This window comes from Pseudaestuariivita sp., from assembly GCF_052825805.1.
Genome location: NZ_JBRBVB010000009.1, coordinates 121,590 through 145,907, shown reverse-complemented (window position 1 = coordinate 145,907; position 24,318 = coordinate 121,590). Strand labels below are relative to the sequence as shown.

The 24,318-nt window shown below is 63.5% G+C and carries 24 protein-coding genes and 1 tRNA gene; 10 read left to right on the top strand and 15 right to left on the bottom strand.

What is annotated here, in order from left to right:
- Positions 1-13: 13 nt before the first annotated feature.
- A complete protein-coding gene (locus ACU0B3_RS11185) occupies positions 14-715 on the bottom strand; it encodes a hypothetical protein (protein WP_446260933.1) in 702 nt (233 codons plus the stop codon).
- 124 nt (positions 716-839) lie between these two features.
- Here ACU0B3_RS11185 and ACU0B3_RS11180 point away from each other — a divergent pair, with 124 nt between their 5' ends.
- The gene (locus tag ACU0B3_RS11180) at positions 840-1,967 is read left to right on the top strand and encodes a DUF2235 domain-containing protein (RefSeq protein ID WP_446260932.1); all 1,128 of its coding nucleotides are present in this window, start codon (positions 840-842) and stop codon (positions 1,965-1,967) included.
- A gap of 169 nt (positions 1,968-2,136) precedes the next feature.
- On the opposite strand, the gene purB is transcribed toward ACU0B3_RS11180, so the two are convergent.
- Both purB and ACU0B3_RS11170 read right to left on the bottom strand, forming a co-directional pair.
- Positions 2,137-3,444: an adenylosuccinate lyase gene (gene purB / locus ACU0B3_RS11175; RefSeq protein WP_446260931.1), complete on the bottom strand. Its 1,308-nt coding sequence runs from the start codon at positions 3,442-3,444 to the stop codon at positions 2,137-2,139.
- 294 nt (positions 3,445-3,738) lie between these two features.
- Positions 3,739-3,823: transfer RNA gene (locus ACU0B3_RS11170), tRNA-Leu, on the bottom strand.
- A 214-nt stretch (positions 3,824-4,037) separates the two neighbouring features.
- Between ACU0B3_RS11170 and ACU0B3_RS11165 the strand changes: the two genes are divergently transcribed.
- The 3 genes from ACU0B3_RS11165 (at position 4,038) to glnA (ending at position 6,562) form a co-directional block, all read left to right on the top strand.
- On the top strand, positions 4,038-4,466 hold the full coding sequence (locus tag ACU0B3_RS11165; protein ID WP_446260930.1) for a Hint domain-containing protein: 429 nt from the start codon (positions 4,038-4,040) through the stop codon (positions 4,464-4,466).
- Between the two features lie 299 nt (positions 4,467-4,765).
- Entirely contained in the window at positions 4,766-5,104 is a 339-nt protein-coding gene (locus ACU0B3_RS11160) for a P-II family nitrogen regulator (protein WP_446260929.1), read from the top strand.
- A gap of 51 nt (positions 5,105-5,155) precedes the next feature.
- The gene (gene glnA / locus ACU0B3_RS11155) at positions 5,156-6,562 is read left to right on the top strand and encodes a type I glutamate--ammonia ligase (RefSeq protein WP_446260928.1); all 1,407 of its coding nucleotides are present in this window, start codon (positions 5,156-5,158) and stop codon (positions 6,560-6,562) included.
- An 89-nt stretch (positions 6,563-6,651) separates the two neighbouring features.
- On the opposite strand, the gene ACU0B3_RS11150 is transcribed toward glnA, so the two are convergent.
- Positions 6,652-7,026 carry a DUF6280 family protein gene (locus tag ACU0B3_RS11150; protein ID WP_446260927.1) on the bottom strand — a complete coding sequence of 125 codons (375 nt, stop codon included), beginning with the start codon at positions 7,024-7,026 and terminating at the stop codon, positions 6,652-6,654.
- A 287-nt stretch (positions 7,027-7,313) separates the two neighbouring features.
- Here ACU0B3_RS11150 and ACU0B3_RS11145 point away from each other — a divergent pair, with 287 nt between their 5' ends.
- Positions 7,314-8,129: a lytic murein transglycosylase gene (locus ACU0B3_RS11145; protein ID WP_446260926.1), complete on the top strand. Its 816-nt coding sequence runs from the start codon at positions 7,314-7,316 to the stop codon at positions 8,127-8,129.
- A 56-nt stretch (positions 8,130-8,185) separates the two neighbouring features.
- Here ACU0B3_RS11145 and ACU0B3_RS11140 read toward each other — a convergent pair whose 3' ends face one another.
- Positions 8,186-8,938, bottom strand: a complete 753-nt coding sequence (locus ACU0B3_RS11140; protein ID WP_446260925.1) for a heme-dependent oxidative N-demethylase family protein — start codon at positions 8,936-8,938, stop codon at positions 8,186-8,188.
- Positions 8,939-9,069: 131 nt separating this feature from the next.
- Between ACU0B3_RS11140 and dddP the strand changes: the two genes are divergently transcribed.
- Complete coding sequence (dddP, locus tag ACU0B3_RS11135; RefSeq protein WP_446260924.1) at positions 9,070-10,407, top strand: dimethylsulfonioproprionate lyase DddP; 1,338 nt, start codon at positions 9,070-9,072, stop codon at positions 10,405-10,407.
- Here dddP and ACU0B3_RS11130 read toward each other — a convergent pair.
- Positions 10,404-12,284 carry an NACHT domain-containing protein gene (locus ACU0B3_RS11130; RefSeq protein WP_446260923.1) on the bottom strand — a complete coding sequence of 627 codons (1,881 nt, stop codon included), beginning with the start codon at positions 12,282-12,284 and terminating at the stop codon, positions 10,404-10,406. The two genes, dddP and ACU0B3_RS11130, sit on opposite strands and share 4 nt — an antisense overlap.
- A gap of 156 nt (positions 12,285-12,440) precedes the next feature.
- Here ACU0B3_RS11130 and ACU0B3_RS11125 point away from each other — a divergent pair, with 156 nt between their 5' ends.
- The gene (locus ACU0B3_RS11125) at positions 12,441-13,652 is read left to right on the top strand and encodes a bifunctional alpha/beta hydrolase/OsmC family protein (RefSeq protein WP_446260922.1); all 1,212 of its coding nucleotides are present in this window, start codon (positions 12,441-12,443) and stop codon (positions 13,650-13,652) included.
- A gap of 208 nt (positions 13,653-13,860) precedes the next feature.
- Here the strand turns inward: ACU0B3_RS11125 and ACU0B3_RS11120 are convergent, their stop codons facing one another.
- Genes ACU0B3_RS11120 through ACU0B3_RS11110 form a run of 3 tightly spaced genes read right to left on the bottom strand, consistent with a single transcriptional unit; the run spans position 13,861 to position 15,794 of the window.
- Complete coding sequence (locus ACU0B3_RS11120; protein ID WP_446260921.1) at positions 13,861-14,259, bottom strand: DUF6314 family protein; 399 nt, start codon at positions 14,257-14,259, stop codon at positions 13,861-13,863.
- Positions 14,256-14,594 (bottom strand): hypothetical protein, encoded by a 339-nt coding sequence (locus tag ACU0B3_RS11115; protein WP_446260920.1) that lies wholly within the window; start codon positions 14,592-14,594, stop codon positions 14,256-14,258. The genes ACU0B3_RS11120 and ACU0B3_RS11115 overlap by 4 nt, the downstream gene beginning before the upstream one ends.
- A gap of 60 nt (positions 14,595-14,654) precedes the next feature.
- The gene (locus tag ACU0B3_RS11110) at positions 14,655-15,794 is read right to left on the bottom strand and encodes a sugar-transfer associated ATP-grasp domain-containing protein (protein ID WP_446260919.1); all 1,140 of its coding nucleotides are present in this window, start codon (positions 15,792-15,794) and stop codon (positions 14,655-14,657) included.
- 275 nt (positions 15,795-16,069) lie between these two features.
- Here ACU0B3_RS11110 and tig point away from each other — a divergent pair, with 275 nt between their 5' ends.
- Complete coding sequence (gene tig / locus ACU0B3_RS11105; RefSeq protein WP_446260918.1) at positions 16,070-17,404, top strand: trigger factor; 1,335 nt, start codon at positions 16,070-16,072, stop codon at positions 17,402-17,404.
- A 278-nt stretch (positions 17,405-17,682) separates the two neighbouring features.
- Here tig and ACU0B3_RS11100 read toward each other — a convergent pair whose 3' ends face one another.
- From ACU0B3_RS11100 to ACU0B3_RS11075, 6 genes are all read right to left on the bottom strand, one after another.
- A complete protein-coding gene (locus tag ACU0B3_RS11100; protein WP_446260994.1) occupies positions 17,683-18,075 on the bottom strand; it encodes a VOC family protein in 393 nt (130 codons plus the stop codon).
- Positions 18,075-18,902, bottom strand: coding sequence for an arginyltransferase (locus ACU0B3_RS11095; RefSeq protein WP_446260917.1), 828 nt, complete (start codon positions 18,900-18,902; stop codon positions 18,075-18,077). The genes ACU0B3_RS11100 and ACU0B3_RS11095 overlap by 1 nt, the downstream gene beginning before the upstream one ends.
- Before the next feature lie 73 nt (positions 18,903-18,975).
- Positions 18,976-19,416 (bottom strand): RDD family protein, encoded by a 441-nt coding sequence (locus ACU0B3_RS11090; protein ID WP_446260916.1) that lies wholly within the window; start codon positions 19,414-19,416, stop codon positions 18,976-18,978.
- Positions 19,417-19,560: 144 nt separating this feature from the next.
- Positions 19,561-19,974, bottom strand: coding sequence for a DUF2852 domain-containing protein (locus tag ACU0B3_RS11085; RefSeq protein WP_446260915.1), 414 nt, complete (start codon positions 19,972-19,974; stop codon positions 19,561-19,563).
- A 60-nt stretch (positions 19,975-20,034) separates the two neighbouring features.
- The gene (locus ACU0B3_RS11080) at positions 20,035-20,442 is read right to left on the bottom strand and encodes a DUF2852 domain-containing protein (RefSeq protein WP_446260914.1); all 408 of its coding nucleotides are present in this window, start codon (positions 20,440-20,442) and stop codon (positions 20,035-20,037) included.
- A 323-nt stretch (positions 20,443-20,765) separates the two neighbouring features.
- Positions 20,766-21,233 carry a YbaK/EbsC family protein gene (locus ACU0B3_RS11075; protein ID WP_446260913.1) on the bottom strand — a complete coding sequence of 156 codons (468 nt, stop codon included), beginning with the start codon at positions 21,231-21,233 and terminating at the stop codon, positions 20,766-20,768.
- Positions 21,234-21,396: 163 nt separating this feature from the next.
- Here ACU0B3_RS11075 and ACU0B3_RS11070 point away from each other — a divergent pair, with 163 nt between their 5' ends.
- Together ACU0B3_RS11070 and ACU0B3_RS11065 are read left to right on the top strand one after the other, a co-directional pair.
- Positions 21,397-24,039, top strand: a complete 2,643-nt coding sequence (locus ACU0B3_RS11070) for a [protein-PII] uridylyltransferase family protein (protein ID WP_446260912.1) — start codon at positions 21,397-21,399, stop codon at positions 24,037-24,039.
- Positions 24,036-24,317 (top strand): hypothetical protein, encoded by a 282-nt coding sequence (locus ACU0B3_RS11065; RefSeq protein WP_446260911.1) that lies wholly within the window; start codon positions 24,036-24,038, stop codon positions 24,315-24,317. Before ACU0B3_RS11070 ends, ACU0B3_RS11065 begins: the two co-directional genes overlap by 4 nt.
- Position 24,318 lies beyond the last annotated feature (1 nt).

Below are 24,318 nucleotides of genomic sequence, written 5' to 3'. Positions count from 1 at the left end.
GGCTCTTTTTCGCTCACTCCGTATCCGTCAGCCTCAAAGCCAGAAGCGCCAGGATGCCGAGCACCGACAAGCCGATCAGCACGATGTTGAACGGGGCCACGTTCTGAACGATCACCGCGACCAGCGCCCAGATGACCGCATAGCCGTACTCGGGCGCGCGGTGCAGCGCGTATTGCACGATGCACGAAATGACGAGCGCCAGCACCAGCGCGATGATCGCGGCGTTGATCTGGTTGGTGAACCCGTAACCCGCCAGCACCAGCCCGACCGACACGCAGGAGGCCGCCGTCAGCCAGCCGGCATAGATCGCGACCGGCGCCTGCTGCAGCCAGCGGTCCGTGGCACCGGTCTTGAAGAGGGCCTCGAGCGCCGAGACCAGCATGATCCAGATCAGCAGCGTCGCCGCAATCACCGAGAGCGTCGCAACCCAGAGCCAAGCCGCACCCGCGACGAGGCTGACAAAGAGGGCAGGGCGGAAGTCCTGCCAATCGACATCCGTGCCGCGGCTAAACACGCCAAACACCGCCGAGATCGCGAGCCACGTGTAGATCAGCCCCCAGATCGCAAAGGCATACCCCGCCGGCTGGACGGGCGGATCCTCCTGCGGGACCGGGAACTGGCCGGGCTCGAACCCGCCGAAACCGGGCGTCAGAAAGGGACCTGCCACAAAGGCGGCGGTGGCGAGCAAGACCAGGATGGACCAAAGGCGGGGCATGCGGCTACTTTCAGGATCAGGAGACTTCGTCAGGCATTTGTCATATGACGCTTTACGGGCCGACGAGTTCCACACGCAGCGCCTCAGCTGCACATAAACCAGCACGCCGGCAAAGGAAGCCTTGGTGAAACGCATCGCGCTCTTTTGTGACGGGACCTGGAACCGCTCGGACGCGCGCCTGCCGACCAACGTGGTGCAGCTGGCGCAAGCCGTGGCACCCACCGCGCCGGACGGGGTCAAGCAGCAGGTCTTCTACATGCCCGGTGTCGGGTCGGGCCGCGGCAGCACCAGGCTGAGCCAAGTGATCGACCGGATCGGCGGCGGTGCGTTCGGCTGGGGGCTGACCGAGAACATCGTTGAGGCGTACCGCAACCTCGTCTTTTGCTACGAGCCGGGGGACGAAATCTACGTCTTCGGCTTTTCCCGTGGCGCCTATACCGCGCGCTCGCTCTGCGGCCTCTTGCGCTCCACCGGGCTGCCGGACCGCGCGCAACTCAGGGCGATCCCCGGCGCCATCGCGCGTTACCGCAGCCGCGACCCGGACACCAAGCCGGACACCCGGGACAGCAACCAGTTCCGCGCGATCCTGTCGCCGCACATTTCCACGTCCGAAGACGAGCGCGCCTGGCGCCTCAAGAACGGGTATGGCGAGAGCCATGTGCTGCGGATCAAATATCTGGGCGTTTGGGACACGGTTGGCGCGATGGGACTGCCCGGCATCTTTGGCGCGATTGCCCGGCGGGTGAACCGCAAGCACGCTTTTCACGATCAGCGCCTGACGCGGCTGGTGGCGGCGGCGCGGCACGGGGTGGCGCTCGACGAGCGGCGCAAGCTCTACCCGCCGACGCTCTGGGACGACAAGCTGATCGAGATGAACGGCGACGCCACCGGCGACGCGCGCCCCTACCAGCAGGTCTGGTTCCCCGGCAATCACCGTATCATCGGCGGGGCGGGCAACGTGCCGGGCCTGTCGTCGGAGGTCGCGCTGTGGATGGCGGCAGGTGCACGCCGCGAAGGTTTGGTGTTCGAAGAGGCTCGGATGCAGCGCATCCTCGAGAACGCCGACCCGCTTGCGGGTGGCGCCGCGATCACCCAGCAGGAGGGCGCGCTCAACCTCTTTGGTCGGCTGCTGCGCGACCGGGACGGCCCGGACCATCCCGACGACGTGTCGATGACGGCCAAGCTGCGCGTGCGCGAGCTGGGGTACGCGCCGCAGAGTTTGGCACGGGTGATGGATCGGTTGAGAAGCTAGCGCCAGCTGAACCCCGAGTTATCGCTTATCTTTGAGCACCCGCCTGACCGGCACGGTCAGGCCGCGCTGACCCGCCCCATGGGCGGCGCGATCGCGCCACCCCGGGACGGCGCGTGAACGTGTGTTGGTACTGTTTTGGATAGCGGGCTGCGCTTTTAAGTAGGGTGATCTAACCCTCAGGAAAAACCCGGGCAAAGATCGTGTCCACATGCTTGGTATGGTATCCAAGATCGAACTTTTCGTTGATCTCATCCTCGCTCAGCGCCGCGCGCACCTCTTCGTCGGCCAGCAGCTCTTCGCGGAAATCGGTGCGCTGGTCCCAGACCTTGAGCGCGTTGCGCTGCACCAGCCGGTAGGCGTCCTCACGGCTCACGCCCGCTTGCGTCAGCGCCAGAAGCACCCGCTGGGACATCACGAGGCCCGGAAACTTGTTCATATTGTCGAGCATATTCTGCGGGTAGACGAGCAGCTTGTCGATCACGCCTGTCAGCCGTACGAGGGCAAAGTCGAGCGTGATCGTGGCGTCCGGCCCGATGTTCCGCTCGACCGAGGAATGCGAGATGTCCCGCTCGTGCCAGAGCGTCACGTTCTCCATCGCCGGTACCACGGCCATGCGCACGAGTCGCGCCAGACCCGTCAGGTTTTCGGTCAAGACCGGGTTCTTCTTGTGCGGCATCGCCGAGGAGCCTTTTTGGCCCATCGAGAAAAACTCCGCCGCCTCAAGCACTTCGGTGCGCTGCATGTGCCGGATTTCCGTGGCGATGTTCTCGACGCTGCTCGCGATCACGCCCAGCGTGGCAAAGAACGCGGCGTGGCGGTCGCGGGGGATGACCTGAGTGCTGATCGGTTCGGGCACAAGGCCCAGCTGGTCGCAGACATGCTCTTCGACGGCGGGGTCGATATTGGCAAAGGTGCCGACGGCGCCGCTGATCGCGCCGGTGGCCACCTCGGCCCGCGCGTCGCGCATGCGGCTAAGGTTGCGGTCCATCTCGGCATAGAAGCGGGCAAAGGTCAGGCCCATCGTCGTCGGCTCGGCATGGATGCCATGGCTGCGCCCGATGCGGATCGTGTCCTTGTGCTCGTACGCGCGGCGCTTCAAAGCGGCCAAAAGGCCCTCTAGGTCCGCGATCAGGATGTCTGCGGCGCGCACGAGCTGCACGTTGAAGGTCGTGTCGAGCACGTCCGAAGAGGTCATCCCCTGGTGCACGAAGCGTGCCTCGTCGCTGCCCACGATCTCGGCCAGGTGGGTGAGAAAGGCGATCACGTCGTGCTTGGTCTCCCGTTCGATCTCGTCGATCCGGGCGACGTCAAACTCCACGTCCTTGGCCTTCCACACGGCCTGGGCGTTCTCGCGCGGGATCACGCCCAGCTCGGCCATGGCGTCGCAGGCATGCGCCTCGATCTCGTACCAAATGCGGAACTTGGTCTGAGGCTCCCAGATGGCGACCATGTCGGGGCGGGAATAGCGGGGGATCATGGCGGCTCCTTGGCAGCGGCATTAGGTTGCGCGCGTCTTAGCCAAGGACCGCAGGGGTCACAAGGAGAGGTCACGGTGTGGAGAGGGAGCCTGTACGCGGGTGACTTGAATGTGTGCTTTCGTTCGCCGCCGCAACGTAAATCCTGTCCTCAAGTAGCCGATAGGCGATAGGACACAAACCTGTCCTCAAGTAGCCGATAGGCGGTAGGACACAAACCTGTCCTCAAGTAGCCGATAGGCGGTAGGACACCATACCAGTCCTCAAGTAGCCGATAGGCGATAGGACAAATTTAATGGTGCGGGTGAAGGGACTCGAACCCCCACGCCTCGCGGCGCCAGAACCTAAATCTGGTGCGTCTACCAATTCCGCCACACCCGCATCGCACGCCTCTGAGCCGCGCTTACGCGGAATTAACACCTGCCGGGCTAGGGTGCGAGCGGAAAAAATTGCCAAAGATTTGCCTAAGTCTTGGCTGAAAACCGGCACAGCTTTGAGCAAAATCAAGGTCGGTGGGTTACGGAGGTTCAGTGGTATGGCCAATATTGCGCAAGATCAGCGGACAGGACACGTCGCGGCAGCTACGGCGGCTCAGATGTCCGGGATTGCCATGGGAACATCCGTGCTGACGCGGGACGGGGCGCTGCCGGTCGAATACCTCGGGCTTGGCGACAGCCTCATCACCCGCGACGCAGGCTTTGTGCCGATCACCGCCATCACCGCCGAGCACAGCACCGTGCGCATGGTGCGCATCGCGGCAGGCTCGCTCGGGCACACGCGCCCGGACGAGGACATGATGGTGCCGTGGGACCAGGAAATCCTGATCCGCGACTGGCGCGCGCGGGCGCTCTACGGCACAGACAGCGCGATGGTTCCGGCGCACCGCCTGATCGACGGCAGCTTTGTCACCGACGCGGGCCTGCAGGAGGTCACGGTGTACCAACTGCACTGCGACGCGGCCCACGTGATGTATGCCGGCGGGCTCGAGCTTGCCTGCGACGTGCGCCGCACGGTCGCCGCCTGATCCCAAGCGCCCTTTCGCACCAGATTCGCAGCCAAAAGCTGTAGGCTTTTCAACAGATCGTCTCGCCGGCGCTGCGTGAGTTGGCGCGGCTCAAGACAGCCATGTGCAGGCTCAGGGCAGGGACCTCTGCCCAGATGTGCCGCACGTCGATTCAATTCTGACTATTTATTGTGCAAGCGGCCTGTTTTTTAGGCTCACCCCTGCGATTCCGGGGAACTCTCCCCCCGCCTCATTCCTTCGTCAATTGAGGCCACCGTGCCGAGATGGTCTCACGCAATCCCAGACGCTGCGGAGGAACCATGAAAAAGATCGAAGCCATTATCAAGCCGTTCAAGCTCGATGAAGTCAAAGAGGCGCTGCAAGATGTCGGCGTCCAGGGCCTGAGCGTGCTCGAGGTCAAGGGCTTTGGCCGACAAAAAGGCCATACCGAGCTTTACCGCGGCGCCGAGTACGTCGTCGACTTTCTGCCAAAGGTAAAGATCGAGGTCGTCGTGGACGATACCGCGGTCGACAGCGCGCTCGACGCCATCGTCGCCGCCGCCAAGACCGACAAGATCGGCGACGGCAAGATCTTTGTGTCCACCGTGGACCAGGCCATTCGCATTCGGACCGGCGAGACCGGACCCGAGGCGCTGTAACCGCGCGCCATCCAAACCGCACCACCTTTCTAACTTCAGGGACCTAGACTTATGAGTGCAGACAACGTCTTGAAAATGATCAAGGACGAGGACATCGAATACGTCGATATCCGGTTCACCGACCCGCGCGGCAAGCTGCAGCACGTGACCGTGATGTCCGACCAGGTCGACGCGGATTTCCTCGACGAGGGGTTCATGTTCGACGGCTCGTCCATCGCCGGCTGGAAGTCGATCGAAGCGTCGGACATGAAGCTGATGCCCGACACCGACAGCGCCTATATCGATCCGTTCTACGCCGAAAAGACGCTGTGCGTGCACTGCTCGATCGTCGAGCCGGACACTGGTGAAGCCTACGAGCGCGACCCGCGCGGCACGGCGCAAAAGGCCGAAGCCTACCTCAAGTCGTCCGGCATCGGCGACGTGGCGTACATGGGTCCCGAGGCGGAATTCTTCCTCTTTGATGACGTCAAGTTCTCGACCTCGATGAACAAAGTCTCGTACGAAGTCGATGCCACGGACGCGTCCTGGAACACCGACACCGAGTACGAGATGGGCAACATGGGCCACCGTCCCGGCGTCAAGGGCGGCTACTTCCCGGTCAACCCGATCGACGAGGCGCAGGACCTGCGCTCGGAGATGCTCTCGACCATGAAGCGCCTCGGCATGAAGGTCGACAAGCACCACCACGAGGTGGCCTCGTGCCAGCACGAGCTCGGCCTGATCTTCGACTCGCTCACCAAGCAGGCGGACGAGCTGCAGAAATACAAGTACGTGATCCACAACGTGGCGCACGCCTACGGCAAGTCGGCGACCTTCATGCCCAAGCCGATCGCGGGCGACAACGGCACCGGCATGCACGTCAACATGTCGATCTGGAAAGACGGCAAGCCGCTCTTTGCCGGCGACAAATACGCCGACCTCAGCCAGGAGGCGCTGTATTTCATTGGCGGTGTGCTCAAGCACGCCAAGGCGCTCAACGCGTTCACCAACCCGTCGACCAACAGCTACAAGCGTCTGATCCCGGGCTTTGAAGCGCCGGTGCTGCGCGCCTATTCCGCGCGCAACCGGTCGGGCTGTGTGCGTATCCCGTGGACCGAATCGCCGAAGGCCAAGCGCGTCGAGGCACGTTTCCCCGACCCGTCGTCGAACCCGTACCTGTGCTTTGCGGCGCTGCTGATGGCCGGCCTCGACGGCATCCAGAACAAGATCGATCCGGGCGATCCGTCGGACAAGGATCTCTACGACCTGCCGCCCGAAGAGCTGGCCGGCATCCCGACGGTCTGCGGCAGCCTGCGCGAAGCGCTCGAAGAGCTCGAAGCCGACATGGACTTCCTGCTGGCGGGCGATGTGTTCACCAAGGACCAGATCCAGGGCTACATCGACCTCAAGATGGAAGAGATCCAGGCCTACGAGCACACCCCGCACCCGATGGAGTTCCAGCTCTACTACAGCTGCTAAGTTCTTCTCCCTGAGACTGGCCGACAGGCGCCCACCCGATGCGGTGGGCGCTTTTTTCGTGTGAGTGGTGGCTTTGTTGTCTTGACCCGTCAGGCCGCGCGCGGCGCCTCGTGCCGCATCCCCAGAGCGGCGGGTAAATGGTCATGCGGGTGATCGGTCTGCGCGCGTCTGAGGTGGGAAAACACCTGGCGCCGCGACCAGCTTGGACCTGTCTGCGCAGAAAGCGCGACCAACTCGCGCAGCGCTGCGATGCAATCGGGGCAGGGGGTGACCCCGGCCTTGCACAGGATTTCGTGACCTTCTTTGGATCTGGCCCAGTCGGCAATCGCCGCCGCGCCCGTTCCGTTCATTTTTTCGTCCTCAGCCGCTTCTTCGACGGCGCTGACGACAAAACTGGCAAAAACCCGTTTTACGCGATCTGCCTGCTTTCGGTTCCCGGATGGGAATTGTGTATCTTTAGCCATTTTATCTGCTCCATAGTCTTTTTCCTTTACCCGTACTCATAAAAATCACCTCGTGCTTCAGTCCCGCACTTGAGTACCGCTATGGTTGAACCGAAATGCGGCAATAGCTTGTTCAAAGGGGCCCTATTCTGGGCCATTGTTGAAAAATTGGTTACGGAGTGTTGTGCCCTCACCAAGCCCGCCCTAGCAAGATGTCGCACAAGTCAGGATTTCGGGGCTGACCGCACCGGCAGGCTTCGGGTAAGGTCCAGCCAAGGCACAGGAACTTCGGGGAGAGGACGGGTCATATGATCAAAGCAAGCCTTGTGGCGGGCGCCATCGCCATGGCCGCGACAGCGGTCAGCGCAGCACAATGCATCACCAGCCAGAACGCCTTCGGCGGCTACAAGCAGGGCCTCGCCCGCGAGGCGCAGGCCGCCGGCATCGGACAGCGCGGGATGCAGGCGCTCAGCGGGGCCAAGCTTTCGGGCATCACGTGGCGATTCGAGTCGCGCCCCTCAAGCCAGACCGGCACGCTGCAGGCCGACCCGGGGCAGTTCTTGGCCAAACGCTCCGGCAGCTCCGCACAGGCTTTCATCAATGCAGCCAAGCGCAAGAAAGCCAACAATCCCAATACCTTCGCCTCGATCGAGCGCGCCTATGGCGTGCCCGCTGGCATCCTTGCGACCATCTGGGGGCTGGAGACGAGCTGGGGCGGCTACCTCGGTGCGACGCCCATCGTGGGCGGCGCGGTGACGCTCGCCTCCTACTGCCGGCGCCATCCCCGGTTCGAGTCGCATGCCATTGCCGCGCTGCAGCTCGTCGACCGCGGCGTCATCACCGCCGCCACCAAGGGCGGACCGTCCGGCGAGCTTGGCCACATGCAGTTCCTGGCCGGCAACTGGATCCGCTACGGGGTCGACGGCAACGGCGACGGCAAGGCCGATCCCTACTCCGCGGTGGACGCGCTCGCCTCCGCTGCCAACATGCTCGCCCGCAACGGCTGGCGCGCCGGACAGCCCTACGGAGAAGGCACGCACAACTTCAACGTGCTCAACGTCTGGAATGATAGCGGTAACTACCTGCGCGCGATTGTTTACTCCGCGCAGCGCGTCGACGGCTGACATTGCGGCACAAAGTGGGCGCCCATCCGGCGCCCGCTTGGCATTTTCCCCGAGGTTTACCTAACGGAAACGGCACGTAAGCCGTCCTCGGGACTCAGCACATACGTGTGAATCGCAAAGACCACGGCCCCAGTGCGCGGCAGCCGCCGCAAGGTCTGCCGTTCACTGCGCAGATATTCGCCGGGCCCGGCCTCCTTGCGCGGCGTGATCTCCGAGCGCGGTTGGTAGAGCTCGGGCCGCGCGTACCACAAAAGGTTGTGCCGCATCAGCACCTGGCCCACCCGGATCGCATCAAAGAGCCTCTGAACACGCCGCGCGAGCCCGTCGTCATACTCCGGCACCGGCGCGTGGATCTCCGGGAGCGGGCGCCCGATCTTTTCCGAAAGCCGCCAGGACGCCGGAAAACACAGCACCGCGCCGGTCAGCACCGACCCGCCGCCTGCCGGCGCAAGCAGGCACAGGTCCTCCTGCACCAGTTGCGCGAGCGTCTCGAGCGGCTGTGCGAAATCAATCGCCACCGCCCGCCCGTCAGGACAGCGCACCGCACCGTCCCGCACCTCGAACCCGTCCCAGCCTTGCGCCTCGTCCACGACCAGCCGCAGCAGCTCTTCGGCGGCCGGCTGCCCCTCGGGCGTCAGGGCCAGTACCTCCTCCGGCAGCTCCGCGATCAGCCGCGCCCGCTCGGCCATCTGCGCCGCATAGGCCTCGTCCTGAATCAGCCAGTGCTCCGTCGGCGCAATCCCCGGCAGACGCCGCGTGCTGTCGAGCACATAGGGCAGGGCGTGTTGCAGGATTGGAGCGGCTTGCATCCCGCCAGAGTGCCGCAAATCCCGCCCCCGCAACAGCCAATACCCGATCAAAAAACGGCAACGCTCGTGTCGGGAACAGGCGCGCCGCGCCCCCGCGGGCTTGCCACGTTTGCCCAAAAGGGAGGCACGCCATGAACCAGCATTACCGCGACACCCGCAAGATCGACCCGACCCGCGGCGCAACACTTGGCGACGGCACCCCCAACGACATGGACCGGATCGAGATCGGCCCGACGCAGCTCGCCTTTCGCGAGTGGGAGGCGGCCGGTCTCGAGCTTCCCAACCTCGCTGCAATGCGCGACTACCGCTGGCGCCGCCTGACGCAGCACATCGTGGACCGCGACTACGCCGGGCTTTTGATGTTCGACCCGCTCAACATCCGCTACGCCACCGACTCGACCAACATGCAGCTCTGGAACACGCACAACCCGTTCCGCGCCGTGCTGCTCTGCGCGGACGGATACATGGTGATCTGGGACTACAGGAACGCGCCGTTCCTGTCGTCCTTCAACCCGCTCGTGCGCGAAGTGCGCTCCGGCGCAGACCTCTTCTACTTCGACCGCGGGGACAAGATCGACATCGCCGCCGACGCCTTCTCAAACGAAGTCCGCCGCCTCTGCGCCGAGCACGCCCCCGGCAACATGCGCCTCGCCGTGGACAAGCCCATGCTCCACGGCCTGCGCGCGCTCGAGGCGCAAGGCTTCGAGGTCATGGAGGGCGAGGAGGTCACCGAAAAGGCGCGCGCCGTCAAAGGTCCCGACGAGATCAAGGCGATGCGCTGCTCCTCCCACGCCTGTGAGACCGCGTGCTACGCGATGGAGGAGTTTGCCCGCGAGCGCATTCCCGGCGGCGGCGTCTCCGAGGACGACGTCTGGGCGATCCTGCACGCCGAGAACATCCGACGCGGCGGGGAGTGGATCGAGACGCGGCTCCTGACCTCAGGCCCGCGCACCAACCCCTGGTTCCAGGAATGCGGCCCGCGCATCTGCAAGAACAACGAAATCCTGGCCTTCGACACCGACCTGGTGGGCGCCTACGGCATCTGCACCGACATCTCGCGCACCTGGTGGATCGGCGACGCCAAACCGCGCCCCGACATGATCTACGCGATGAACCACGCCATCGAGCACATCCAGACCAACATGGAGATGCTCGGCCCCGGCGTGATGATCCCCGACCTCATCGCCCGCTGCCATCAGCTCGACGACAAGTTCCTGGCACAGCGCTACGGCTGCTTCATGCACGGCGTCGGCCTCTGCGACGAATGGCCCCTCCTCGCCTACCCCGACAAGGCCGTCCCGGGTGCCTTCGACTACGCCCTGGAGCCCGGCATGACGTTGTGTGTCGAAGTGCTGCTCGGAGAGGTCGGCGGCGACTTCTCCATCAAGCTCGAAGACCAGGTGTTGATCACCGAAGACGGGTACGAGAATTTGACGAAGTATCCGTTTGATGAGAGGTTGGTGGGCTAGATACCCAATTCTTCGGCAAGAATATTGGACTTCTCCTTCGATTTCTTGATAATTTCTCGGATGAATTGAAGGATCTCTAAGTGCTCCTTTTCTAGAACCTTGTTCAATTCCTCAATGTGTGGTGCCAACTTTTTCTGGACAGATGCATCAAATGCTTTGGTCGGCACCAAAGGGTTTTCGCCATTTGTCGCACCTTCATAGGAAAATATAAGAGCTTGGTTGGAGGTTGAAACCGACACGCGAATGCGTTGTGGAAATTTAGAAGGCCAAGGGGTAATTGACGCATTAATCAAAGTCTCATTGTGCATTTTCAATAAGCAATCAATAAATCCGCTCTCATTAAAGCCGAAGACTTTTCGGCATGCAGCCATAAAAACTCGCAAGTCTGCGTCTTCGTCCCAAAACAAACTAGTCGACGAGCCCCCCTTACTCAGATCAAACATGACTACAAATTTTGTCGTTGAAAGTGCGTTAAAACCTTCCCCTTGCCCATTCTCGATCTTGCTGAACCTTGCCTCAAGCAATGATAATCCAGGAGAGAAGTATTCTTTAAAAACTAAATCTGGATGCATCTCAGAGGCCAATTGAAGACAGCTATCCATATGGCGTTCGGCAAATACCCTTAGAATCTCTGAAGTTCTTTCCGTCAAGACTGCAACACAACAGTAGGCTGAAAAATACTCCTGGAACGACCTATGGACAAACCAGTATCTTAGCCCATCTTTATAAACAAGATTGACGGTTTCGCAAAACTCTGCGAGCGCCTCTGGTATTCCTATTGAAATTCTAGAAAGCTCGATTGATCTTTCAATTAGGGAATAGATCTCGGCTTCTGAAAAATCTTGCTTAGACTTAAGATATCCAAGCAAACAAAATAGAGAGAAAAGCCTGCGAAACTCATTTTGATCTAGAACTTTCTCTCTATTGAATTGCTCCTTCAGAGCGTCGTGGCGCGAGAACAAAGTAAAGTAGCAATTTTCATAAAAAGCGGCTAGAGATGTTGGGATTTCCGCGTTTTCACGGTATGTCATCAACATCATAAGCGCAAGTAGTGGGTTTGATAAAAAATCCTCATTTTTTTTGAAAAAATCTTCGGACGCCAATTTCAAGAAGCGCTTAACGGCCCCGACATCAAACGGTACGTTACCGATCAGCGCACAAAATTGCTCATAATTAAACGGTTCGCATGAATAAATTGAAAAGCTTGTCCAGCTCGCAAAGCGCTCGTCTGGTCTTCCAGTGACAACCAAGGAACACTTGGGGAACTTCTTTGCCAAAGAAAGTAGCTGGGCTTCTAGTTCTGCTCGATGCCTTCGTTCGACCTCATCAAATCCATCCAGCAAAAAGACAAAGGCGCCTTTAGCGCCAAAGGCTGCAAAGTTCGCCTCAGATAATTCGCCGGTCTCCACGCAAGTCAGTCGAATATACGACTCTAGATCAACCGACGAATTCGAGTTAATGCCACGTAATTCTATAAAAACTGGAACAACACCACGCGGTTTTTCAAAGAGCGATAACCAGAGGTGCCGCACTAGAAATGATTTACCTGCACCACCTTGCGACTTTACAACGATCCGCCCTCCATCGATGACCCGCTCCAAGAATTCGTCATCACCGATAGTCTCTTCGCTTAATCGAAGAGTTGGACACACGTACACCGATCTGAAATCGATCGGTGCATCTGGGGAGCATAGAACCTTGACGTGCGATACACGTCGATGGACTTCGATGAGATGTTTTTCAAATTTTGGGAAAAGCCGCTGCAGTGTGTCAGAGAACTTATCTTGGGTATAACTTGCGACCCCACCAAAAAAGTCTTTGATTAAGTCAGTAGCAATGGTTGCCGCTACTTGGTTTGGGTCAACTTGACCTGTCATTAGCTACTACTCCTCAATTTCTATAATAGTACTTCTCTCTTTGCCACATGTCGATACTTCACCCCCTCTCACACCCCCGTGACACCGGTGACACGAACCTTGCCCCAAACGCCGGAGCCCCCCACACTCTGAGGCACACCGGGCGAGGACCATCCCATGAAACCGTTTAAATTCAAAGGTATGCAGGGGCATACGCTGGCGGGGCGACTCGATATGCCGCAGGGCAAGCCGCTGGCGACGGCGCTGTTCGCGCATTGCTTTACCTGTACCAAGGATATCGCGGCGGCGCGCAGGATCGCGCAGCGGTTGACGACCATGGGGATTGCGGTGCTGCGGTTCGACTTTACCGGGCTCGGGCACAGCGAGGGGGAGTTCGAGAACACGCATTTCACCTCCAACGTCGGCGATCTGGTCGCGGCGGCCACCGCGCTCGAGACGGTGGACATGGCGCCCGCGCTCTTGATCGGACATTCGCTCGGCGGGGCTGCGGTGCTCAAGGCGGCGGGCGACATCCCAAGCGCCAAGGCCGTCGTCACGCTCGGCGCGCCCTTTGACCCCGGCCACGTCACCCACAACTTCGAGGGCGCACTCGCGGAGATCGAGGGCAGGGGCCGCGCCGAGGTCTCCCTCGCCGGGCGCCCCTTCACCATCAGCCGGGACTTTGTCGAGGACGTGCGCGCCCAGTCGCTTGGCCCCGCGATCGCGGACCTCAAGAAGGCGCTGCTCGTTCTGCACGCCCCCCAGGACGCCACGGTCAGCATCGACAACGCCGCCGAGATCTTTACCGCTGCCAAACACCCCAAGAGTTTTGTCACGCTCGACACCGCCGATCACCTGATCTCCGATCCCGGCGACGCCGAATATGCTGCCGACGTGATCGCGACCTGGGTGAAACGTTACGTGCCGCTGACCGTGCCGGCGCCGCCCATCGGCGCGCCTGAGGGGATCGTGCGGGTGTCCGAGGCGGACGCAGACGGCTTCCTGCAGGACGTGAACGCGGGGCCCTATCACCATGTGCGCGCCGACGAGCCCGAAGCCTATGGCGGGACCAACCGCGGGATGACGCCCTACGGGTTCCTGTCGGCGGGGCTGGGGGCCTGCACGTCGATGACGATCCGCATGTACGCGCGGCGCAAGAAGTGGCCGCTTCGCCATGTGTCGGTCGATGTGAGCCACGACAAGGTGCACGCGCAGGACGCGGGTGTTGCGGGGTCGGAGAACATCGACTCGTTCCTGCGGCGCATCACGCTCGAAGGGCCGCTGAGCCCCGATCAGCGCGCGCGCCTGATGGAGATCGCGGACAAGTGCCCGGTGCACCGTACCATGGAGCGTGTCTCGAACGTGATTACGGAGTTGGTGGAGCGTTAGGAACCGGACTTTTGCGCAGTGGCATTTGGTATGTGCGCTCGCTCAAACTCAAGCACCTGCCTGACAGGAATTGTCATGCCGAAGGCATGCCTCTTGCATGATCCGCCCCCGTCAAACCGTAGGTTTGCCTACGGCAAAACGGGTGGCGCGATGCGCCACCCCGCGGGACGGCGCGTGAATGACCGATCCACCTACGTTACGGAATGCACTAGCTCCGCGTATACCGCGAGACCATCGTGTAGTCCTTGCGCGGGCCTTTGACGGTCCAGCGGGCCTCCCAGTCCGGCCAGGCGTCGAAGTCGTAGGTCACATCGTAGCTGTCCGGCGGGCAGTTGTGGTGGGCCTGGGGAGCGTCGGCGGTAAAGCTGTGAAAGGGGCGGCCGTCTTCGAAGAGGACGGTGATGCCGGGGCGCCAGAGGCTGCGGCGTGTCGCCTTGAACGTGCCGCCGTTGGTGAGACGCAGCGTTCCGGTTTCGGTGAGCGTCAGCCCCGCGCCGTCTCGGGCAAAGGTGGCGGTTCCGGCCAGGCGGCCGGACTGCGATCCCGCGCGGTCGTCGATGTGGCGGGTGAGGTGCCAGCGTCCTTCGAACGACCAGATATCGATCACGGCACGCGCACGCCGGTGGAGAGCGACCCGTCCGGCGCGACAAAGCGCACGGCATCTCCCGCAGCCTCGACCGCGTAGCACGCCCACTCACCGCGCGGGGGCCATTGCGAGCAATAGCGGTCTGCCTCGATGCGCCAATACCCCCAGGACGGGCGGCCCGCGTCATAAAGCGTGCGGCCGGAGGCGTAGAAGGTCTGCGTTGCGGTGGGAAAGCGCAGCGTGCGCTCGGTCAACGCGTCCCGGATGGCGGGTCCGTCGAGGGGTTGCCAGTCTTCGGCGGAGGCAGGGACCGCGAGGAGAGCGGCGGAAAGGGCAAGAGCAGGCGTGCAGCGCATGCCGCGTGCCTAGCGTATTGCGCGGAGGCTGTCGCCTCACTTTCACATCAGAGCGCTGAGCTAGAGGAAGTCAGCCCCCGCGCGCGTGAAGTGCTCCCGCACCCGCGGCGCCATGAACCCTTGGCCAGACGCGTATTGCGGCAGGGTAAAGGACGAGCCGGGATTGACCTCGATCACAACCGGGCCGTCGTCGGTGATCGCCATGTCGAGCGACTGGTAGACGAGCGGGCGGTGCAGCGCGGCGACGTCGGCGTTGACGGCGCGTACCGCCTCCCAATGCGGCAGGCGGGTGCCGATGAGCGGCACGCCCGTGTCCGGGTGCGTCAGGTGCCGCTTGAGCGCGGGGCCTTCAGAGGTCACGATCGAGCGGATCTCGCCGTTTGTGACGTCCACGTCGCACAGCACGTTGCCCTGGCGCCAGAAATTGTCCGCAAGGTTGCCGCGCGCGGGCAGCTTGAGCACCGCCGATGGCGTATAAAGCCCGTCCTCGGACCACAGGTTCACCATGCGGATCGTCGGCGTGGCATCGGTCACCGCACGCAGCGCGGCGCAGGGCCGGACCACCTCCTGCAACAGGAACGCCTGATCCCCGACGACCATGTCGAAAAAGGCGCTGTATCCCATCGGCGCATGGCCCCGGACAAGGATGTGATCCGGGCCGGCATCGTCGATGATGAAGACCCCAATGGAGCCGAGCCCCTTGTTCGGTTTGCCAAAAAGTGGAAAGCGCGCCTCATCGCGCAGAAAGCCGTGCAGCGCGTCTGGTGTGCGGAGGCCGCGCCCCTGGTGATAGATGCGCGCCGACCGGTCGAGCACGGCGCACGTGTGCGGGACGGGCAGGCCGGCGGCCTCCAGAAACTTGACGGAGTTCCACTTGTCCTCGGTGACGCCGAACCAGGCCATGTCGTTGACTGCGTGCAGGCACCGGTTCTGCAGGCTCATGGAGACAAAGGCGGCCCGCTCTTCGGCGCTGTGGCGCGCCGGATCGTAGAGCCCGAATTTGACGTATTCCCACAGCTCGAGCCGCGCCCTGGACCGTTTGAACCGCCGCGCCTCGAGCGCGAGGCTCAGCACGCCGCGCCCCGAGGCGCGGGCGGCATAGGTGAGGAGCGCGGCCGCGCTTTGCGGCGCGGATGTCTGGGCGTAGGCCGCCTTGTCGGCGCTCATAAACGGCACCGCCCCCAGAGTTGTATCAACCATATCGCCCCTCTTAAGCCCACTGCGTTGACGCTGAGTTAAGCCCGGCCTTTCCGGCGATCTTATGTCCCTCACGCGGCACTTGGGGGCGGGTTCGTGGCGCGGCACTGCAGCGCGCATAGCGCCAGATGCCGCGAAAACAAAGACGCACGGCCGCACGCATAGCAACCACCGATCCGGCGCGCCGAGCCACAAAATAAAGGTGCTTGCGCGGGGCAGGGGGCGCTTGTATCAGGGCGCCTGATTTTCCGACGACCCGAGAGAAAAAGGGACCCGATATGCAGGTCACCGAGACCCTGAACGAAGGCCTGAAACGCGCCTATACCATCACGCTCACCGCCGATGAGCTCGACGACAAGGTCAACACCAAGCTCGCCGAGGCGCAGCCCGAGGTTGAGATGAAGGGCTTTCGCAAGGGCAAGGTCCCGATGGCGCTCCTGAAAAAGCAGTTCGGCCCCCGTGTTCTGGGCGAGGCCATGCAGGAGACCATCGACGGCGCGATGTCCAAGCATTTCGAGGACAGCGGTGACCGCCCGGCGCTGCAACCCAAGGTCGAGATGAAGGACGGCGAGAGCTGGAAAGAGGGCGACGACGTCACCGTCGAAATGTCCTACGAGGCGCTGCCGGACATTCCAGAGGTCGATCTGAAGGGCGTCGCGCTCGAGCGTCTCGTGGTCAAGGCCGAGGACGCCGCGGTGGACGAGGCGCTGGGCAACCTCGCCGAGACCGCGCAGAATTTCGAGCCGCGCAAGAAAGGCTCCAAGGCCAAGGACGGCGACCAGGTCGTAATGGACTTTGTCGGCAAGGTCGACGGCGAGGCGTTCGAGGGCGGCTCGGCAGAGGACTACCCGCTGGTGCTTGGCTCCAACTCCTTCATCCCCGGTTTCGAAGAGCAGCTCGTCGGCGTGAAAGCAGGTGAAGAGAAAGAGGTCGAGGTCTCCTTCCCCGAGGAATACCAGGCCGCGCATCTGGCCGGCAAGGCGGCCGTGTTCTCCTGCACCATCAAAGAGGTCAAGGCACCCGAAGCGGCAGCCATCGACGATGAGCTGGCCAAGAAATTTGGCGCCGAGGACCTTGCCGCGCTGAAAGCGCAGATCGCCGAGCGTCTGGAGGCCGAGTACGCCGCCGCCGCGCGCCAGGTGATGAAGCGTGGCCTCCTCGATGTGCTCGACACCAAGGTGTCCTTCGATCTGCCGCCGTCGCTGGTCGAGGCCGAGGCCAAGCAGATCGCGCATCAGCTCTTCCACGACGAGAACCCGGACGTCGAGGGCCATGACCATGGTGAGGTCGAGCCGACCGAAGAGCACACCAAGCTCGCCGAACGCCGCGTGCGTCTGGGCCTTTTGCTCGCGGACATCGGACAAAAGGCCGAGGTCGACGTGACCGACGCCGAGATGAGCCAGGCCGTGATGGCGCAGGCGCGCCAGTACCCCGGTCAGGAGCGCCAGTTCTTTGAATTCGTGCAGCAAAACCCGCAGATGCAGCAGCAACTGCGCGCGCCGATCTTCGAAGACAAGGTGATCGACTATATCGCCGAGCTCGCCGACGTGACCGAGAAAGAGGTCTCCAAGGAAGAGCTCGAGAAGACCGTCGAGGCGATGGACGACGAGTAAGTTTCTGTACCTGAACTAAAAAGAGGTCGCCCGGTACAACCGAGGCGGCCTTTTTTGTTGATCTGCAGCGCCCAATCCTCTCCCTAACACGTTCCGCTTAACTCAAAACACCCGCCTGACGTTCACGTCAGGCCGCGTCATGCCGTAGGCATGCCTCCGGCATGACCCGCCCCCGTCAAACCAAAGGTTTGCCTTCGGCAAAACGTGCGGCGCGATTGCGCCACCCCGGGCCGGCGCGTGCACATCAGTTTTGCTTCCATTGAAAAGAAGCAGCCGGCTCACTCGCTGGCCTGCACGAGCTGCAACAAATCCCAGCGCGTCCCCCAGGGATCGCGAAAGACAGCGACGGTGCCATAAGGCTCATGCCGAGGCGCTTCTTCGAAGGTGACGCCAGCGGCCAGCATCCGCGCGTGGTCGCGGGCAAAGTCTTCGGTGTGCAGGAACAGCCCCACGCGCCCGCCGAACTGGTTGCCGATGGCGCGGGTCTGCTCCCCGACGGCGCGGGCAAGCAGAAGGCACGCCTCACCACCCGGTGGCCGGATCAGCACCCAGCGTTTGCCGCCGCCCTGGTCCTCGTCGCTCACAAGCTCGAACCCAAGCGTATCGACGTAGAACGCCAGCCCGGCGTCATAGTCCGGGACCAAAAGCGCGACGGCGTGCAGGTGCTGGATCACTCGTTCCCGCTGGCAGGCTCGGCGCCGGGCAGCGAGATGTTGGCCACCTGCTCGGCAATCGGATCATTCGACAGGGGATGGCGCGTCGCGTCGAAATCGCGCGGATCGCGCAGCACTTGCCAGCGGTTGCCGGCATAGACTTCGAGCCCCGAAAACCGCGCCTTGTAGCCCATCTTGTCCGAGCCGGGCACCCAGTATCCGAGATAGACGTAAGGCAGACCCGCCTCCCGCGCGATCTCCACGTGGTCGAGCACCATGTAGGTGCCGAGCGAATCCTGTGCGTAGTCGGGGTCGAAGAACGAGTAGACCATCGACAGCCCGTCATCGAGCACGTCCGTCAGACACGCGCCGATCAGCTCGCCCTTCTGGGTGTCCGCGTATTCGACGATACGCGACTTGACCGGCGTCTCCTCCACCATCGCGGCGAATTCAAAGACGTCCATATCCGCCATCCCGCCATTGGCGTGGCGGCTGTCGAGGTAGATGCGGAAGAGCTCGTACTGCTCTTCGGTTGCCCAGGGAGAGGTGGCGCGCCGCGCGAGGTGGACGTTTTTCTTGAGCACCCGCTTCTGGCTGCGCGACAGGGTGAACTTGGACACGTCGATACGCGCGCTGAGACATGCCGCGCAATCCGAGCACGAGGGGCGGTAAAGCACGTTCTGCGAGCGGCGAAAGCCCTGTTTCGACAGCGAGTCGTTGAGCCGGCTCGCCGTGTCGCCCTGCAGCGCCGTGAACAGCTTCCGCTCCATCCGCCCTTCAAGGTAAGGGCAGGGTTGCGGTGCAGTCACATAGAACTGCGGTGCAATGGGCAGGGTGTGGCGCATGCGGGTCCTAGCGGGGGGCGTGGGCGGAGCCTAGCAACAGCGCCCGGCTCCGCCAACCCCCCGAAAACGGTGATCAGTATCGCCCACTTAACCGCCGGTTGATCGCCACGGTTCCCAACGCCATGTCCGTCAGGCCCTGACCCCGCGCGGAGGTCGCCATCAGCACCACCGAGATGACCTGCAGGACCGCCAGTGCAATCGACACCGAGTAGCCGAGCGTATGCGCAAAGGCGAGGCCGCCGGTCAGGCGCTGGCCCTCATTGTCGCGTAGCTCGATTGCCATCAGCCGCATCCCCCAGGTCGCCGACCCGCCCGCCAGCGTCGCCCAGCGGTAGAGAAAGCTGACCATCAGCCAGAACGGCGCCCAGACAAATATGCTGAGAAAGCCGGTGAAGGGCGTCAGCACCAGACAGATGAGCGTGATCACGAGAATGTCTACGACCCAGGCTCCAAGCCGCTTGATCGGGACCGAGGTGTAAAAGCCGGGCTGTGTCATCGGGTCGGGGGTGTGCATCGGGGGTCTCTTCGAGGGGGGGTGAGAGCGTATTGCTCTCGGGATATGGGCAGCTTTTGGGCGATTGCCAGCGCTGCCGCCACTGATGCCGCAAGGATTGAGGCTTGGAGCGACGTCCCGGGTCAGGCCCGGGACGCGGGCAGGTTACGCGGCGCCGCGATTGGCGCGGGCGTCCATGAAGCGGTCGAACTCGGACTTATCCTTGCTCGCGCGCAGCCGGGTGACAAAGGTGTCGAAGTCGGTGCGTTCGCGCTCAAGCCGGTCGATCAGCTCGGCCCGGTAGGCGTCAAAGCTCGCGTTGCCCGTAGGCGCCAGCGCCGGCATCTGCGGCACGACTTCGCCCACCGCCTCGGCCATCGGTGCGTTCCGTCCAAGCAGCATCGCCGGGATTTGCGTCCAGAAATAGGCCAGCACCACGACGATCACGACGCCGAAGAACAGCGATTGCACAAGCGCGACGATCGAGACGGGGATGGCAAAGCCGGTGTACATGGCCATCAATACCACCAGCATCCAGTTGGGGACGCGCGGCTGGGACGGGGGCGTGTGTGCGGTCATCTTGTCCTCTTCTGCAAAGGCCCCGCCCTCGTGCGGGCGGGGCGGGGACCCTGTGGCGCCTTAGGCGTCGTCTTTCTGGTTCGAGGTGGCGCGCTCGTCCATGAACTGGTCGAACTCCGCCTTGTCCTTCGCCTCGCGCAGGCGCTCGAGGAAATCCTCAAAGCTCTGCTGCTCTTCCTCGAGGCGGCGCAGCGTCTCTTCCTTGTAGGCGTCAAAGGCGCGGTTGCCGGTGGTCTGGTTCATGCCAAAGCGCGAGGTGCGCACCGAGCGGCAGCTTTTCGAAAACATGCGTTTGCTCCAGATCATGTAGAACAGAAGGGCGAGGCCGACGGGCCAGAAGAAGATGAAGCCGAGCACCATCGCCGCGATCCAGGCACCTTTGCCCTTGTCGTCGAGCCAGGCCTCGGTGCGGCTGAACCACCCGGCGGGGCGGGGCGCGGAGTGAGGGGTCGTGGCGAAAGTGGTCATCGAGGTCTCCATATCATGTGTCCCATGTTGCGGTGTGATCGGGCTGCTGCCGGTTTGGCCTCATGTAAATCCCTTTCACATCACAAGAGATGGGACACCTTCGCCGTTCTTGCAAGGGCAAATGTGAAGGTTTTTTACATTTTTAAAATTGGAACAGCCGACCTGAAATTGCACACACAATAATGACTCAAAACAAAGCCCCCCGCCTGACGGGAACCGTCAGGCCGCGCCGACCCGCCCCGATGGGGCGGCGCGATTGCGCCACCCCTCGGGTCGGCGCGTGAACAACCGGTTCAAGTATACCCGCTTTCAGCCCGTCCGCGTTACGACGTAAATTCAGACACTTGCGCGCAGGAAATCCGCAAAAGAACCCGTGGCGGCAGGGCAAAGACGTGCCGCGGTGTGCCGCCCGCCGCCCAGACGACGTCGAATTCCGACAGGCGTGGGTCCCAAAAGGCGCGGATCGGCACCAGGTGCCCGACGGGCGCGACACCGCCGATGGCAAAGCCCGTCTGCGCGCGGATCAGCGCCGCGTCCGCCTTGCCCAGCGGCTCTCCTGCGACGAGCGCGGCCCTGGCGTCGTCCACGCGGTTGCCGCCCGCCGTCAGAAAGAGGAGCGCCGTGGCGCTGTCCTGACCGCGGTAGATGATCGACTTGGCGATCTGGTCGATGTGGCAGCCGACGGCGTCCGCGGCCTCCTGCGCCGTGCGCGCCTGCGCGACCTCGCGAAAGTCCGGGAACAGCCCCTCGGCCTCCAGCGCGGCCTGAACCCGTTTCAAACTCTTGCTCATCTGCGCGCTCCTTCGTCCTGCGCCCGAGGACAATAGATTGACGCCGCCGGGGTCAAGCACCAAGGCTGCGCGCATGACCCGACTTTGTCCGCACACCCGCTGTCCCCGTCCGTATGACAAAGCCCGGGCGGAAGATGTGACCCGCCACGTAGGGTGGGCAGACATGCCCACCTTACAGCTGCTCACGGGGGCGGCAGGCAGCGCGCCCTATCTCGCCGACCTGATCGTCAAGGAGCAGGCGTGGCTCGAGACCGCCGCCGCTGACATCACCGAGGCACGCGACGCGCTTGTGGCCGAGACCCACGCGCTGCCGCCCAATGCCGATCCGTCCAAAGACCTGCGCCGGCTCAAACGCCGCTGCGCGCTGCTGGTGGCGCTCGCCGATCTGGCCGGGCTCTGGACGCTGGAGGAGGTGACTGGCGCCCTGACCGACTTTGCCGACGCCGCGACCGAGGCCGCCCTGCGCTATGGCCTGCGCCGCCTGCCGGAGGACGTGCCGGTCCCGACCGTCTTTGCCATGGGCAAGATGGGCGCGGGCGAGCTCAACTATTCTTCGGACATCGACCTGATCTGCCTCTTTGACGACTCGGGCATGGACCTTGTCGACATCGCCGAAGCGCGGCGCAAACTGGCGCGCGCGGTGCGACAGATGACGGCGATCCTGAACGACGTGACCTCCGAGGGGTATGTCTTTCGCACCGACCTGCGGCTGCGCCCCGACGCCGGCACCACGCCCGTCTGCATCGCCATGGGCGCCGCCGAGCAATATTACGAAACCCTCGGCCGGACATGGGAGCGTGCCGCCTGGGTCAAGGCGCGCCCCGCCGCCGGGGATTTGGCTGCCGGGGAGAGCTTTATCACCGCACTGCGCCCCTTTATCTGGCGGCGGCATCTGGACTTTGCCGCCATCGAGGACGCGCACAACATGCGGCTGGCGATCCGCGAGGCCAAAGGGCTCTTCGGGCCGATCACGCTGCCGGGCCATAACCTCAAGCTGGGGCGCGGCGGCATCCGGGAGATCGAATTCTTTACCCAGACGCGGCAGATCATCTCGGGCGGGCGGGACGCTTCCTTGCGCCTGCGCGGCACGGTCCCGGCGCTGGCGCGCCTCGCCACGCAAGGCTGGGTCGACCAGGACACCGCCGAGACGCTCACGCGCCATTACCGCACGCTGCGCGAGGTCGAGCACCGGGTGCAGATGCTGCGCGACGCGCAGACGCATGATTTGCCCAAGACCGATGCCGGCTTTGACCGGCTCGCGGCGTTCATGGACACGGACACGGATGCGCTGAAACGCCACCTGACGGAGACGCTGGAGGAGGTGCACGCCTGCACCGAGACCTTCTTTGACCCGCCGCGCAGCAAGTCCGCGGCGGCCACGAGCAAGGTGGACGAGAGCTGGCTCAAGTATCCGGCGCTGCGCTCGGACCGGGCGGCGGCGATCTTCAGACGTCTCCAGCCCGAGATCCTCGCGCGGCTCGAGGCCGCCCCGCGTCCCGACGAGGCGCGCGCGGCCTTTGACCGGTTCCTGGCGGGGCTGCCGGCGGGGGTGCAGCTCTTTTCGCTCTTTGACGCCAACCCGCAGCTGATCGACCTGCTGGTCGAGACGGTGTCGATCGGGCCGGAGCTTGCGACGTATCTGTCCCGCAATGCGCATGTGTTCGATGCGGTGATCGCCGGCGCCTTCTTTGCGCCCTGGCCGGGAGAGGCGGCGCTTTCGGCGGAGCTGGCGGGCCTTTTGGCGCGGGAAGAGGATTACGAGGCGCAGCTCGACACCGCGCGGCGCTGGTCCAAGGACTGGCAGTTTCGCGTCGGCGTGCACCTTTTGCGCGGCATCACCCCGCCCGAGGAGGCCGCAAGTCACTACGCCGCGCTGGCGCGGGCGATCCTCGCGGCGCTTTGGCCGGTGGTCACCGCGCAGTTTGCCGCCAAACACGGCCCGTTGCCGGGGCGCGGGGCGGTGGTGCTCGGCATGGGATCGCTCGGGGCTGGGCAGCTGACCGCGCGGTCGGACCTCGACCTGATTGTGATCTATGATCCCCAGGACGCTGCGATGTCGGAGGGACCCCGCCCGCTGGCGGTGCGTCCTTACTATGCGCGGTTGACGCAGGCGCTGGTGACGGCGCTGACCGCGCCGATGTCCGAAGGGCGGCTCTTTGAAGTGGACATGCGCTTGCGTCCCTCGGGCAATCAGGGGCCGGTGGCGACGTCCTGGGCGGCCTTCCAGGATTACCAGCAGAGCGAGGCGTGGACGTGGGAGCACATGGCGTTGACCCGCGCCGCCGTCGTGGCCGGGGAGGCGCAGCTTGGCGCGGACCTGACCGCGTTCCTCGAAGCCCTTCTCGGGAAGGCCCGCGCTGCCGGTCTCGTCCTGCGGGACCTTGCCGATATGCGCGCCCGGATTTTCGAGGCCAGGGCCTCGCGCGCGGCCTGGGATGCGAAGCTGGGACCGGGGCGCTCGCAAGACATCGAGCTTTTTGCCCAGGCGGCGCTGCTTGTCGCGGGCGAAGAGGGACCCGGCGTGGAGGCCGGGCTTGCGGCGGCGGCCTCGCTGGGATGGGTGACGGAGGCGGAAGCCGGCCAGATCGTTGGGGCCTATCGCCTGTGCTGGGCCTTGCGCATGGCAGGCCAGCTGATCGGCAAGGGGGACCTCGACGCAGAGGCGCTGGGCGAGGCCGGAACGGCGTTTGTCTTGCGCCTGACGGGCTGCGATGCGCGCATGGACCTTGACGCAACGCTTGCGGCGCGCACAACTCGGGCGGCGGAGATCATCTCCCGCGTGCTGGACGAAGGCAGGGACACATGAGTGCGGACACGGACGCCACGGATGCGAACATCGATCACAAGGGCCTCATTCGCGAGGCGTACCGGATCGAGGGGATCACGGACGCGCAGTGCCGGTCGATCTTTCTCGACTGGGCGCTCAGCCTGCCGGCGGATGTGCCGCAGACCAGGGCCATCGCCGCGCTCCTCGAGCGGCACGGCGACGATGGGCATCCGATGACGGATGTGCTGAAGGCGGGTCTGCAGACGATCTCGGCGCCGCGCCGGCGCGGTGGGTGGCGGTCCCGACCGCGTCAGTGAC